Source organism: Asticcacaulis sp. P2_B1 (genome assembly GCF_056404915.1).
In genome coordinates, this window is sequence record NZ_JBFUDD010000002.1 from 1 (window position 1) to 12940 (window position 12940).

12 protein-coding genes are annotated in these 12940 nt (G+C 61.9%); 5 read left to right on the forward strand and 7 right to left on the reverse strand.

Annotated features, from left to right (window positions below; translation table 11 throughout):
- The first annotated feature begins 117 nt into the window (after positions 1-117).
- Positions 118-603, forward strand: a complete 486-nt coding sequence (locus tag AC1DX3_RS04440; RefSeq protein ID WP_476988034.1) for an RrF2 family transcriptional regulator — start codon at positions 118-120, stop codon at positions 601-603.
- A gap of 1 nt (position 604) precedes the next feature.
- On the forward strand, positions 605-1240 hold the full coding sequence (locus AC1DX3_RS04445) for an FMN-binding negative transcriptional regulator (RefSeq protein WP_476988035.1): 636 nt from the start codon (positions 605-607) through the stop codon (positions 1238-1240).
- On the opposite strand, the gene AC1DX3_RS04450 is transcribed toward AC1DX3_RS04445, so the two are convergent.
- Both AC1DX3_RS04450 and AC1DX3_RS04455 read right to left on the reverse strand, forming a co-directional pair.
- Complete coding sequence (locus AC1DX3_RS04450) at positions 1235-1762, reverse strand: helix-turn-helix transcriptional regulator (RefSeq protein WP_476988036.1); 528 nt, start codon at positions 1760-1762, stop codon at positions 1235-1237. The two genes, AC1DX3_RS04445 and AC1DX3_RS04450, sit on opposite strands and share 6 nt — an antisense overlap.
- 11 nt (positions 1763-1773) lie before the next feature.
- Entirely contained in the window at positions 1774-2670 is an 897-nt protein-coding gene (locus tag AC1DX3_RS04455) for a S1C family serine protease (RefSeq protein ID WP_476988037.1), read from the reverse strand.
- A 62-nt stretch (positions 2671-2732) separates the two neighbouring features.
- Between AC1DX3_RS04455 and AC1DX3_RS04460 the strand changes: the two genes are divergently transcribed.
- Positions 2733-3737, forward strand: coding sequence for a S1C family serine protease (locus AC1DX3_RS04460; protein ID WP_476988038.1), 1005 nt, complete (start codon positions 2733-2735; stop codon positions 3735-3737).
- A 19-nt stretch (positions 3738-3756) separates the two neighbouring features.
- Here AC1DX3_RS04460 and AC1DX3_RS04465 read toward each other — a convergent pair whose 3' ends face one another.
- The 3 genes from AC1DX3_RS04465 to AC1DX3_RS04475 form a co-directional block, all read right to left on the reverse strand.
- On the reverse strand, positions 3757-4704 hold the full coding sequence (locus AC1DX3_RS04465; protein WP_476988039.1) for a glucokinase: 948 nt from the start codon (positions 4702-4704) through the stop codon (positions 3757-3759).
- 84 nt (positions 4705-4788) lie between these two features.
- Positions 4789-5748 carry a glucokinase gene (locus tag AC1DX3_RS04470; protein WP_476988040.1) on the reverse strand — a complete coding sequence of 320 codons (960 nt, stop codon included), beginning with the start codon at positions 5746-5748 and terminating at the stop codon, positions 4789-4791.
- Between the two features lie 55 nt (positions 5749-5803).
- A complete protein-coding gene (locus tag AC1DX3_RS04475) occupies positions 5804-7123 on the reverse strand; it encodes a hypothetical protein (RefSeq protein ID WP_476988041.1) in 1320 nt (439 codons plus the stop codon).
- A gap of 204 nt (positions 7124-7327) precedes the next feature.
- On the opposite strand from AC1DX3_RS04475, the gene AC1DX3_RS04480 reads away from it, so the two are divergent.
- Entirely contained in the window at positions 7328-8188 is an 861-nt protein-coding gene (locus AC1DX3_RS04480; RefSeq protein WP_476988042.1) for an aldo/keto reductase family oxidoreductase, read from the forward strand.
- On the opposite strand, the gene AC1DX3_RS04485 is transcribed toward AC1DX3_RS04480, so the two are convergent.
- Positions 8185-8508 carry a DUF4031 domain-containing protein gene (locus tag AC1DX3_RS04485; RefSeq protein ID WP_476988043.1) on the reverse strand — a complete coding sequence of 108 codons (324 nt, stop codon included), beginning with the start codon at positions 8506-8508 and terminating at the stop codon, positions 8185-8187. The two genes, AC1DX3_RS04480 and AC1DX3_RS04485, sit on opposite strands and share 4 nt — an antisense overlap.
- 31 nt (positions 8509-8539) lie before the next feature.
- The gene (locus tag AC1DX3_RS04490; RefSeq protein ID WP_476988044.1) at positions 8540-9535 is read right to left on the reverse strand and encodes a cupin-like domain-containing protein; all 996 of its coding nucleotides are present in this window, start codon (positions 9533-9535) and stop codon (positions 8540-8542) included.
- 388 nt (positions 9536-9923) lie between these two features.
- Between AC1DX3_RS04490 and AC1DX3_RS04495 the strand changes: the two genes are divergently transcribed.
- Complete coding sequence (locus tag AC1DX3_RS04495; RefSeq protein ID WP_476988045.1) at positions 9924-12842, forward strand: TonB-dependent receptor domain-containing protein; 2919 nt, start codon at positions 9924-9926, stop codon at positions 12840-12842.
- The last annotated feature ends 98 nt before the right edge of the window (positions 12843-12940 follow it).

Genomic DNA, 12940 nt, shown 5'->3' on the forward strand with positions numbered 1-12940 from the left:
CCTCCCCGCTTGCCGGGGAGGGGGACCGCACGACGAAAGCGCAGCTTTCTAGATGCGGTGGTGGGGCGTCTCGTTTCGAACTCGCGTGAGAGGTCCTAGACGTGAAAGGCTTAGGCGATGATTCTACGAAATCAGGTTGAATGGGCGCTGCACTGCTGCTCCATTCTGTCCGGCCTGCCGCCCGAGCGCTATCTGGCGACCAAGACCCTGGCGGAGTTCCATGGCGTGCCCAAGGAATATCTATCCAAAGCCTTACAAGGGCTGTCGACGGCCGGTCTTGTGATCAGTACTTTAGGTCCAAGCGGCGGGTATCGGCTGGCCAAACCGGCCGCGGAGATCAGCTTTCTCGATGTCGTCGAGGCCGTCGAAGGCAAGAGTTCGACCTTTTTTTGCACCAATATCCGCTTCAACAATCCCTGCCTGCCGGCCGGTTATTGCGACGACAAGCCGTGTGGCATCGCCCGCATCATGTGGCAGGCCGACGAAGCCTGGCGCGCCAAGCTGCGCAGCGTAACCCTGGCTGATTTGCACGTTATCCTGACGGAGAACGTCCCGGCGGAGATTTTACAGGACAATTACTCCTGGCTGTTGAACAGGCCCTGACATGTATAACCCAGCCCATTTCCGCGATGATGATGCCAAAACCCTGATGACTGCGGGCGGCCTGTGCAGCTTCGTCACTGCGACGGCCGACGGTCTCGTCGCCAATCCGATACCCATGTACCTGGCGCCCGACGAGGGCGAACACGGCGTCCTTTACGGCCATGTCGCCCGTGCCAATCCGCAATGGCAAAGCCAGCCCACTGCCGAGGCCCTCGCCATTTTTATGGGCCCGGACGCCTATATTTCGCCGTCCTGGTACCCCAACAAGGCCGTCGACGGCAAGGTCGTGCCGACATGGAACTACCTTGCCGTCCATGCGTACGGGCCCGTCGAATATTTCGACGACAGCGAACGCCTGCTCGCGGTCATCACTCGCCTGACGCAGCTTCACGAAGGATCGCGAGCAGAGCCCTGGGCGGTCAGCGACGCGCCGCCGGACTATATTGCCTTGCTACTGCGCCGGATCGTCGGCGTGCGATTGACCATCACCCGTATCGACGCCAAAAAGAAGATGAGCCAAAACCGCAGTCTTGAAGATCGCGACAATGTCGTCAAAGGCTTGCAGGATAGCGACCGAGAAAGCGATCGCGTGGTTGGTCGAATGGTGGCGGACACGGCCGTCACTAAACCCCTATAATCGAACCGTTTGGTTGGCCTGCCGTTTCAGGCCCTTGGCGACGGCCTCGGCGCGAGAATGGGCATCGAGTTTGCGAAAGATGGCCTCGACATAGAATTTGACCGTGTGCAGCGATATGCCGAGCTGGCGCGCGATGGTCTTGTTGCTGCCACCCTGCCCCATGGCCGCCAGAACCTCGACCTCGCGCGGCGTCAGCAGGTCGGCCGTCGTCGGCTCATTCAGCGGGCCGAAGCCTGTGCCGCGGTCGGGCATGTGGACGATCAAACCCGCGGCGGCGGCGCGCAGGGCGGCTTCGATCTGTTCGAGGGCGGCATGGCGCGCCAGTTGCCCGGCGCCGGTCTTGCCGCCCAGGGTCACTACGGGTACATCGCTGCCCGGTAAGCCCTCTGGACCCGCCAACACCACGTCGGCGGCGTCGATCCGTTCGACCACGACCATGTCCGCATCCGCCAACCACGCGCGCACGGCGCCGTCGACATCGGACGTGATATGGACGGCAATCATGCGGGCTGATTGAGACACGGACAGGGGGTTCATTCGGCGGGGCGTTCGGTAACGGTGACGGTGATGGTCTGGACGTTGCCGCCGCGCAGGACGCTGAGTTCCAGCGGTTTGCCGATGCTGTCGGGGCCGAGATGCGAGGCCAGTCGCGCCACGCGCCCAACCGGCTGGCCGGCAAAGGCGACCAGGATATCGCCGGGCACCAGGCCGCCCATGGCCGCCGGCGCACCGTCGCTAACCGACATCACCATAAAGCCGCGCGCCGGTCCTTTTCCGTCCGTTTCCGGAACCGCCACGGGCTGCAAGGCCGCGCCCAGCCAGCCGCGCGCCACCCGGCCGCCCTTTAACAAATCGGGGATAACCCGCTCGATCGTGGCGTGCGGAATGACCATGACCTGGCCACGCGGTCCGAAGGTCGACATGCCGACGATACCGCCATCGGGCGCCACGACCGGGCCGCCCTCTTCCGAATAGGCCATGCCGAGGTCGAGCTTGATATGGGCGTCGATCTTGCCGCCGTGGGAGCTGTGCCAGGCCGGGCCGACCTGATTGACGACGCCGAGGCAGGCCGTCGCCGCGCCATCCTTGCGTGCCCCGACCGCCAGAGCCAGGCCGCCGGTGCGCAGGGTGCCTGCCGCTGGCGTCGTCAGCGCTATCGCGGTCGACAGGCGCAGCAGGGCGATATTGCTGCCGTCGTCGCGACCCAACAGGGTGGCTTCACCTTCGCTGCCATCGCTCAGCACGACCGGGAACGTCTCACGCTGCGGCAGGGCTTGCTCCGAGGCAATGATCAGGTCATCGCGCCATAGGGTGGCGGTCAGGTGACGTCCGTGGCGCATCTGCAAGGCAACGACGCGCGGCGCGGCCAGAGCGACGTTGTCGGCCAGACTATCGGAGAGATCGGCAAAGAGATTGGGGTTCGTGGACATCATAGTGCTCCTTAAGATGGGGATACTTATCGCCTTTGCACGCCCCGCCGGATATCGGCTGTATGGCCGGGTCGCCTACCGGTCAAATGACCGGGTTGTCCTGCACCGCCCGGGTTTTCACCTGTAATGGCATGACCCAGCCCCTTTACGTTCCCGATGATGACCTGCCGCTCGATCCCTATTCCGAGGCCGTATCGCGCGCCTTCGACCGCGTCGGTCCCGCCGTCGCCAAGGTCAATGCCCTGAGCGGCGACGGCCGGCCCATGGGCCACGGTTCCGCCGTTCTGTTCACACCCGACGGCTATCTCATGACCAACAGCCACGTCGTCAGCAAAGCCAAGGCATTGCGTGTGTCGCTAACCGACGGCCGTGATCTCGAAGCTTCTCTGGTCGGCGACGATCCGGAAAGCGACCTGGCCGTGCTGCGCGTCAGCGGCAATGATCTGATCCACGCCGAACTGGGGCGGTCGTCGGCCTTGCGCGTCGGCCAGCTGGCCATCGCCGTCGGCAATCCGCTCGGCTATCAGGCCACCGTCACCGCCGGCATTGTCAGCGCGCTGGGCCGCACCCTGCGATCGCAGTCGGGCCGCCTGATCGACAGCGTCATTCAGACCGACGCCCCGCTTAATCCGGGCAATTCCGGCGGCCCCTTGGTCGACAGCCACGGCCGCGTCATCGGCATCAATACCGCCATGGCCGGCGGCGCCCAGGGCATCTGTTTCGCCATCGGCATCGATACGGCTTTCGATGTCGCCATGCGGCTGATGCGTGACGGCCGGGTGCGGCGGTCGCGACTGGGTATCGCGGCACAGACCATCATGCTGGACCGCCGGGTGCAACGCGCTACCGGTCATCCCCATGCCAGCGCCGTCATGATCAGCGAGGCGGCGCATTCCCTGACCCTGCACGCCGGCGATATCGTGTTGCGCTGGGACGAGACCTATATTTCCGGCGTCGACGCCCTGCATAAACAACTCACCGAGGAAGCGGCTTTACGCGATGCGCACCTGACGCTGATCCGCCGCGGCAAACTCATCGAGGCCAATGTGCGGCCGGTGGTGGCGTGAGAGCGAGCCGTTCACGGTCTCAGCCGAACAGGGTGCTCAAACCGACGATTTCCTCGTCCTCGGCGGTCACCTTGAAGACCGGAATGTCGCGGACAAAGCTGGATACGCGGCCCTTGGCATGGAAACGGTCCGAAAACACGTTGTGATCGAACAGGTCGCCGAGCAGTTCTAGCAAGTCCCCGCTGAGATAGACGCCGCCGCGCGCCCCAGTAATCAGGGCAAAGTCAGATGCCGTGCCAGCGAAGATTTCGGTTTGGACGCGGATCGTCCGCACGGCGCGGTCCTGCTCGGCATAGGCCAGGGCGACGATTTCCTCGGCGCTGAGGTCGTCAACCTCGTCGCCGTCGATCTGCGCCAAACATTGGTAGAGTTCGACGAGGCCGGGGATCGACACGGCGCGTTCACGGGACACATGGCCGTATTTCGCCATCAGTAGCTTGAGGATCTCGACTTCGAGCAGATTACCCGGTGGGAAATCCGCGTGGCCGCCCTCACAGTGCGAGGCCGTCCATCGCCCCATGCCATCGGGCGCCAACAAGGCGCCGCCGAAGCCGACGGTCGGCCCCAATATGACGATGACCTGCTCGGGCTTGGCTTCACCGCCACAGACCTGGACGCGTTCATGCTCACCCAGGGTCGGAATGGCCAGCGCCCGGCCGACGAATTCGTTGACGATATTGACGCGCGACACATTGAGCAGGTCGCGCAGACCACCGCGGCTGAGACGAAAACCGTAGTGAACCAGATCGACTTCGCCGTCGACTTCCCATCCCGAGGTGGAGAAGGCGGCGCCAGTCAGTTTGGGATGATCGTTGTCGTGCAGGAACCGCAGCACCGCCTCGTTGAAATCGCTGAGACTGGTGCAGGCATAGCGGCTGATGGTTTCGGGGCGCTGTCCGGGCTCGGCCAGAGCCAGGCTGACGAAGGTGCCGTTGCTGATGGCACACAGAAGTGCTTTGGTTGTCATAGACGGCCCCGGAAAGACAAGCGGCATTGAGACAATGGGTTTACCATGAAAACCTTTACGAACCGCTTCAGATAGCTGGCGTTTTCAGCCGAACAGAGTACTCAGGCCAACGATTTCTTCCTCCTCGGCGGTCACCTTGAAGACCGGGATGTCGCGGACAAAACTGGATACGCGGCCCTTGGCGTGGAACCGGTCCGAAAACACATTGTGATCGAACAGGTCGCCGAGCAGTTCCAGCAGGTCCCCGCTGAGATAGACTCCGCCGCGCGCCCCAGTAATGAGGGCAAAGTCCGACGCCGTGCCGGCGAAGATTTCGGTTTGGACACGGATCGCCCGCAGGGCGCGGTCCTGCTCGGCATAGGCCAGGGCGACGATTTCCTCGGCGCTAATGTTCGTTACCTCGTCGCCGTCAATCTGGGTCAGGCATTGGTAGAGTTCGACGAGGCCGGGGATGGACACGGCGCGTTCACGCGACACATGACCGTATTTCGCCATCAACAGCTTCAGGATCTCGACTTCGAGCAGGTTGCCGGGTGCGAAATCGGCATGGCCGCCTTCGCAGTGCGACGCCGTCCATCGGCCCATGCCGTCAGGCGCCAGCAGGGCGCCACCGAAGCCGACATTCGGCCCCAGTATGACGATGACCTGCTCGGGCTTGACTTCACCGCCGCAGACCTGGACACGTTCATGGTCGCGGAGGGTCGGAATGGCCAGGGCCCTGGCGACGAACTTATTGACGATATTGGCGCGCGATACGTTGAGCAGGTCGCGCAGACCGCTGCGGCTGACGCGAAAGCCGTAATGGACCAGGTCGACCTCGCCGTCGACCTCCCAACCCGACGTAGCGAAGGCTGCTCCGGTCAGTTCGGGCCGGTCGTGGTCGTCCAGGAATCTGAGCGCGGCTTCGTTGAAATCGGCGAGACCGGTGCAGGCATAACGATTGATGGTCTGCGGGCGCTGCCCGGGTTCGGCCAGGGCCAGGCTGACATAGGCGCCATTGCTGATGGCGCAAAGTAGGGCTTTGGGTTGCGCTTTGGATGTCATGGGCGGTCTCGGAAAGGTAAGCGGTACTAAAAGAATGAGCTTGGCATGCGAGGTTTTACGAACCGCTTCCGGTCGCCAGAAGGGCCGATGTTTTCACGCTGGCATGGCTGACACCGGCCAGACGGGCGACGGCCAGTTGGCGCAGATTATCGAAACCTTGCATCATGCAGGCGCCGGCGGCGGCCTTGGCGGCGGTGCTGAGCTCCTTCAGATGCTCTTGAAGCGCGGCCTGATCGCGCACGACGCCGTCATAGGTCAGGCAAACGCCGGAAAAGCCGGATTGACGCACGGCATCGATCGAGCGCCGGTCAGAGGCGACGTGACCGACAACCGTCATGCAGTAGGGCTTGATCAGCGAAACGATTTCCATGATGCGGTGAGCGGGCACGCCCCCCAGACCGCGGATTTCGTACAGCACCTTCATACCCATTTCGGCGGCGGCTTTCGATACGGCGCCCGTCGCCTGGCTGCGGCCGCGCACCGAGGCCATGGTGGAAAAGGCGACCGGAACGACGATCAGTATCTTGCGCTGACCGGGCGAGCGGGCACGCAACAGGCGCAGGCCCTCCTCGATATTGGCCAGGTCGACCTTTTCGCGATCGACCCAATCCATGCTTTTCAGGGCCTTGCTGTCGAGGTGGACATTACCAGTCCGGTCGATAACCAGCGGTTCCAGCCGGTGGCCGATCATGCTGAGATTTTTGAGTTCGAAGACCGGCTCGACGGCGCAGGCGACCTGGAGGTCACGCCCGGCGATGACGACCGGTGCGCTGGTCATGGTTGGACGCTGGATCGGCGTCATGGTGCCGACGGAGAGGTTGGGGCGCGGGGCCGCCGCCGGCTCGGGCCCGGCGATCTGGGGCCGCACAGCGCTACGGGCACCGAAATCGTCGCCACGATCGTAATAGGTATTCAGGTCGATCAAGCGGAGTTTAAGCCGGTCGGCGGCTTCGACCACGACCTCGAACAGGGGCAGTTCGGCATCGGACAGGTCGCCGACAAAAAACTCGCCGGTTTCTTTCCATATCTCGGCGCATTTCAGCGCGCCGGTGCGGGCGGTGGCCGTGATGGCCACGCCCAGCCAGGCGTTTTCCAGTATCTGGGCGCACCAGTTGGGTTCCTGAAAACGATGGCCGAAATTGGTTTTGAGGTGCTCGCGCACCAGGGCCTGTTTGGCTTCCCAGCGGGGGCCGAGCCGGACAATGATCTGATCGAGATTGAGCAGGAAGGCGCGGCCGAGGACATCACCTTGAGTCTCACGCAGGCGCGCGATGATCTCGATGCCTTCGGATTCGCTGACCGTCAACGTGTGGAAGCCGCTTTTGCCGACCTGCACGATGCCGGATGTAGTCATCTCCTGATCAAGGGCCTGCATGGTCGTCCTACTCAAACGCACGCCACATACGAAGTTGTGCCGCACACTTGACCATAACTACTTTCGATTGAAAATGGGTTAATCCTTGTACACAGTGTTTGTGAACGTGGCGGGGCTTGGGTTGAGTCCGTATTGCGCGGGCAAGGCCTACCGAGCGCCGGCTTCATACCCATATAGAGGATTATCGTCCGCAGGAGCGCCCGCATGACCACAGCCAGCAGCTTTACCCCGGCCGGTACCGGCCTCGATCTCAACCGCATGGGCTACGGTGCCATGCAATTGGCCGGGCCGCATGTCTGGGGCCCGCCGCGCGACCATGCCGCTGCCCTGGCCGTCTTGCGCGAAGCTATCGCACTCGGCATCAATCACATCGACACGTCGGACTTTTACGGTCCACGTGTCACCAACCGGCTCATCAAGGAAGCCCTGCACCCGTATCCCGATGATTTGACGATTGTCACCAAGGTCGGCTTCAAACGCGGCGACGATGCGTCATGGCTGCCGGCGGCCTCGGCCCAAGACCTGACCGCGGCTGTTCACGATAATTTGCGCAATCTCGGTCTCGAGCGGCTCGATGTCGTCAATCTGCGCCTCGGCGGCGCGGCCGGACCGGTCGATACGTCGCTCGAAGCGCCCCTGACCGTCCTGGCCGAGTTGCAACACAGGGGCTTGATCCGTCATATCGGCCTGAGCACCGTAACACCCGGCCAATTTGCCGAAGGCATGAAGATCGCACCAATCGTCTGTGTACAGAACCAGTACAACCTAGCGCATCGTGGCGACGATGCCTTTATCGACGATTTGGCGGTGCAGCAGGTCGCCTATGTTCCCTACTTTCCACTTGGTGGCTTTTCGCCGTTACAGTCCCAGGCCCTGGCCGACGCGGCGACAGCCCTCGGCGCCACGCCCATGCAGGTCGCCCTGGCCTGGCTGCTGCAGCGCTCGCCCAACATCCTGCTTATCCCGGGAACGTCGTCGGTCGCTCACCTGCGCGACAATGTGCGGGCCGCAGACTTGCATCTTCCGGTAGAGATACTGGCTGCGTTCGATACGGTTGACGCCTAAGTCTCTTTGCGCTGCGCCAGCCAGCCGGCATACCAGGCTGACGCTTCTTCCGGTCGGCCGCAGCGGCCTTCGACGATAAGGCGACGGCGCATCATGCCGCATTGGCGATAGGTGATAACGACCGCGCCGACGGCAATGGCCTGATCGCGACGCGTCAGGGGCACATCGTAGTGATCGCCCTGGTACCATTCACGCTTCATGCCGATACGCGCCGCGACGGCGTGCAGTTCGGTCGCGCTGTCGGCGATCATATGCGACATCTGCATGCCGCGAAATTGGCCGATGGCGTAGCGATACATGTCATCGATATAGACGGTCATAGTTTAGGCGTACCAAACCGGGGCCGCGCGCTCAACGACTCAGGGTGCCGATAATCCACTTTTTAAGATTGCCGACGAGACCCGGCGTCAGGGGCCCCAGCCAACCGCGATCCACAGGTTTGAGATGGGCGACCGGATCGCCGTGAGCGCCAAAGATATAATAGTCATAGAGAGAACGCCACAGGCGCCGGTGGTCTTCGGGCATGTCGCGCAGGGCCAAAATGCCGTGGAACAGTGCTTCATAGGGCGGCGTCGTGGCCGGCGCATCGTCCCACCAGTAATTGACCAGGACATTGAAGGGTGACAGCGAATGGACTTGGTGCCACCAGCCATAGGGAATATAGAGGGCATCGCCGGGTTCGAGATCGGCCGTCAGCATGACCTTTTGTGCCTCGGCAAACCGCGGGTAGGCATTGAGATCGGGGTTGTCGGCGTCGACCATGCTGACCGGCACGCCACCGATGGTGCGATCGAACGGGCCGGGATAGAGATTGACCAGTTGTTCAGGCGGAAAGAGCAGGAAGCGCCGGCGGCCGGCGACGACGCAGGCGATGTTGTGATTGAGGTCATAATGGGCGCGGGTGACGGCGGCGTTGCCGATCCATATGCGCGGTTCCACCTTGGCCGGCAAAAGGTCGAGCCGGTTGTCGGCTTTGAACCCCGGCATGTGTTGCGAGATCAGGGTCGACTGGACATAGACGGCATGCGGTTGCGCCGCCTCGCGCTCCTCAAGCAGGCGGTCGAGCGCTTGCGGGATCGGCGCCGGACCATGACGGTAATTGCGGCTGTGGGTGTCGGCACCGTAGAAGAAGCGGCCGGCAATCTCCGGAGGGCCGACATAGACGCCCGCGACCTGGCCATTATCGTGGCCCTTGAGATAGTCGATCAGGGCTTCGTCGGATTGCAGCCCCAGCTTGACCGCCGGCCAAGGAGCCACCGCCCCTTTCAGAACGGCGGGACGGCCGCCGGCGCGGACTTCGGCAAAACGCTCGGCCGTGACCGACTCAACAATCGCAATGACGGGCATGGCTGAACTCAGACAGATAATGGAGACTGTCAGATTATACATTATACGCTAAAATTGCACTTAATTCCGTGACTTATCGCTTTTTTTACGATCAAAACGCATTCATTTGTATATATTATACACATTGCCGTGATCGTTAAACCGACCTTCCCTTCGCGGCAAAATTTCGCTTTTCGGGTATAAAACGCCAAAATAGCCAATGATTTGGCGGGTATTCTCCAAAAATCAGGCTGATAAAAAAGTAACACATCGTTACGAACCGGACACATTGCGACAAAATCGTATAATTTATATTTGACACTAAATGTCCGACATGATGTCCTCCCGCCAGTTGCGTTCGACCACAAAAAAACACCATGGCGATGCCGTGCTCCGGGAAGGATCTCACATGCGTAAGAATTTCAAACGTTTCATCTTTATGTCGGGGGCGGCCAGCGCCGCCTTGATTACAGGTCTGATGACCTGTCAGGCGCAGGCACAAACAGCGCCAGCGCCGGCCGCGGCGGACGACAGTGTCGAGGTTGTTATCACCGGCACGCGCATCCACCGTCCGAACCTGAAGAGCAACAGCCCGATCACCACGATCGATGCGCAGGAAATCAAGCTCCAGGGCGTCAACTCGGTGGAAGCCGTGCTGAACCGCCTGCCGCAATTCGTCGCCGACGCCAATGAAAACGTCTCCAACGGTTCCGACGGCACCGCCAATATCAATTTGCGCGGCCTTGGCTCCAACCGCAATCTCGTCCTGATCGACGGTCAGCGCATGTTGCCGACCCTGGCGGTCGACGTGAACTTCATCCCGTCCTCGATGGTCGACCGCATCGACGTCCTGAGCGGCGGCGCCTCGGCCGTCTACGGCTCCGACGCCATTTCCGGTGTCGTCAACTTCGTCATGCTGAAACACCTGAACGGCATCCGTTTCGACTCGCAGGTCAGTGTTTATCAACACGACAATGACGACGAGAGCTTGCGCGCCGTCCAGGCCGCGAAAGGTTTCCCGTCGGCCAAGTCGCACGTCACCGACGGCACCAAGTACAATTTCAATGTCGCCATCGGCAGCGACCTGGCCGATCATCGCGGCAATGTCTCGGCCTATTTCGGCTTCCGCCGCACCGAGCCGGTGACCCAGGACTCGCGCGATTATTCGGCGTGCGCCCTCAATGAAGACGTCGGCGCCGGCGTCTTCCTCTGCGGCGGTTCGGGCAATCATGCCTATGGCCGCTTCGACCCCCTGGACGGCCCCAGCGCCGGGCTGGACCTGTCTAACGCCAAGGACGGCAGCAAGACCTGGGTGCCCAATGACGCCAGCTTCCAGTACAATTACGCGCCGACCAACTATATCCAGCGCGAAGACAAGCGGATGACCACCGGCGCCTTCTTCAATTACAAGTTCACCGACAACGTCGAAGCCTATGGCAGCTTCATGATGATGGACGACCATACCTTCTCGCAGGCGGCTCCCAGCGCCATCTGGCTCGGCACCAATTTCGCCATCAACTGCGACAACCCGCTGATGAGCGACTCGCAAAAGATGGCCTTGTGCGGCTCGACGACCTCGACCGCCGACGCCCATACCCTGGTCGGTTACCGCGTCGCCAAGGGCGCCCCCCGCCGCGATGACCTGCGTCACACCGATTACCGCTTCCAGGCCGGCCTGCGCGGCAATTTCAACGACCACATCTCGTTCGACGTCAACGCCACCCAGTCGCAGATGGTGTTCGATGAAAACTATCAGAACGACGTCAACCAGGCCGCGGCCGGCAAGGCCATGCAGGTCGTGTCGGTCGGCGGCGTCCCGACCTGTAAATCGGTCGTCGACGGCACGGATGCGGCCTGTAAGCCAATCGATATCTTCAGCTCGAACGGTTTCAGCGCCGAAGGCTACAAATATATCTATCAGAATACCTTCACCCACGGCGAACAGAAGCTGACTCAGGTCACCGGCACGATCAATGCCGATCTCGGCGCCTATGGCGTGACCTCGCCCTGGGCCGATGACGGCCTGGCCGCGGTGGTCGGCTTCGAACACCGGGTCGAGACCTTGCTGTTCAAGGCCGACGCCCTGGCCCAGGCCAACGGCACCAACAATGCCGACGGCTATGTCAAGAGCGAGGAACTGTTCACCGAACTGGATTTCCCCATCGTTCAGGACAAGCCCGGCATCTACGCATTGGGAATCAATGCCGGCTATCGCGCCACGCAATATAGCTCGCATTCCCAGGCGACCACGGGCGACAAGAAGGACTTCTCGACCTTCAAGGTCGACGGCTATTACGCGCCGACTCGGGATATCCGCTTCCGCGCCAGCTATAACGAAGCCGTCCGCGCGCCGAATATTTCGGAACTGTTCGCCAGCCAGGGCCTTGGCAATGTCGCCGCCCAGGATCCGTGCTCGGGCCATACGCCGGTCGCTTCGGCCGCGGCGTGCGCCGTGTCCGGCGTGACGGCGGCCGAATACGGTCACATCACCGAATGCCCGGCCGATGTCTGCGTCCAGCAATATGGCGGCAATCCCGGCCTGGAACCGGAAAAGGCCAAGACCCTGACCCTGGGCTTCGTCGCTACGCCGAGCTTCGTGCATAACCTTCAGGTATCGCTCGACTATTTCAACATCGAGGTCGACGGCTATATCTCGACGGTCGATCCGGCGCTGATCATCGACCAGTGCGTCAGCAACGGCACGCCGTTCTTCTGCTCGCAGTTTCACCGCGACCACACCGCCGGCGGCATCCTGTTCGGGCCAAAGGGCTATATCATCTCGACCAGCGTCAATACCGGCTTCCTCAAGACCAACGGCTACGACCTGAGCGCCAATTACCGCATCGACACCGACAATCACGGCAAGATCGACCTCAGCCTGTTGGGTACCTACCTGACCAAGGCCGAAACCCAGCCCCTGCCCGGCCTGCCCAGCTATGACTGCAAGGGCCTCTACGGTCCGACTTGCGGCCAGCCGCAGCCGAAATGGCGCCATAATGCCCGCGCCACCTGGACGGCAGCGACCCTGCCGATGTCCTTGTCCGTCAACTGGCGCTATTTCGGCGGTGTCGACCTGTCGACCAAGGTCAGCGGTGCCGAAAGCAAGATCACGCCGACGCTCAAGGCCTATAACTATATCGACCTGGCCGGCACCTACGACATCGGCCACGGCATGGTCGTCCGCGCTGGTTTGAACAATGTCTTCGACCTGGCGCCGCCCGCCATCTCCGCCGGCCTGCTCAGCTCGTTCGGCAACGGCAACACCTATCCGGGCATCTACGATCCGATGGGCCGCATGGCCTTCCTCGGCCTATCGGCGAAGTTCTGATAAAACCCGATTTTTCTCCGAGGTGACTTGAGGTGCAGCGGCTTCCCCAGCCGCTGCACCTTTTTTTGTGTTTTGTTGACGAGAGAGCGCTTTCAATG

Bases quoted from the DNA above. Each gene is read 5' to 3' on its own strand.
- AC1DX3_RS04475 (WP_476988041.1), bottom strand. From the start codon at position 7,123: ATGCAGGCCCTTGATCAGGAGATGACTACATCCGGCATCGTGCAGGTC.
- AC1DX3_RS04445 (WP_476988035.1), top strand. From the start codon at position 605: ATGTATAACCCAGCCCATTTCCGCGATGATGATGCCAAAACCCTGATG.
- AC1DX3_RS04485 (WP_476988043.1), bottom strand. From the start codon at position 8,508: ATGACCGTCTATATCGATGACATGTATCGCTACGCCATCGGCCAATTT.
- AC1DX3_RS04470 (WP_476988040.1), bottom strand. From the start codon at position 5,748: ATGACATCCAAAGCGCAACCCAAAGCCCTACTTTGCGCCATCAGCAAT.
- AC1DX3_RS04465 (WP_476988039.1), bottom strand. From the start codon at position 4,704: ATGACAACCAAAGCACTTCTGTGTGCCATCAGCAACGGCACCTTCGTC.
- AC1DX3_RS04480 (WP_476988042.1), top strand. From the start codon at position 7,328: ATGACCACAGCCAGCAGCTTTACCCCGGCCGGTACCGGCCTCGATCTC.
- AC1DX3_RS04490 (WP_476988044.1), bottom strand. From the start codon at position 9,535: ATGCCCGTCATTGCGATTGTTGAGTCGGTCACGGCCGAGCGTTTTGCC.
- AC1DX3_RS04460 (WP_476988038.1), top strand. From the start codon at position 2,733: ATGGCCGGGTCGCCTACCGGTCAAATGACCGGGTTGTCCTGCACCGCC.
- AC1DX3_RS04440 (WP_476988034.1), top strand. From the start codon at position 118: ATGATTCTACGAAATCAGGTTGAATGGGCGCTGCACTGCTGCTCCATT.
- AC1DX3_RS04495 (WP_476988045.1), top strand. From the start codon at position 9,924: ATGCGTAAGAATTTCAAACGTTTCATCTTTATGTCGGGGGCGGCCAGC.
- AC1DX3_RS04455 (WP_476988037.1), bottom strand. From the start codon at position 2,670: ATGTCCACGAACCCCAATCTCTTTGCCGATCTCTCCGATAGTCTGGCC.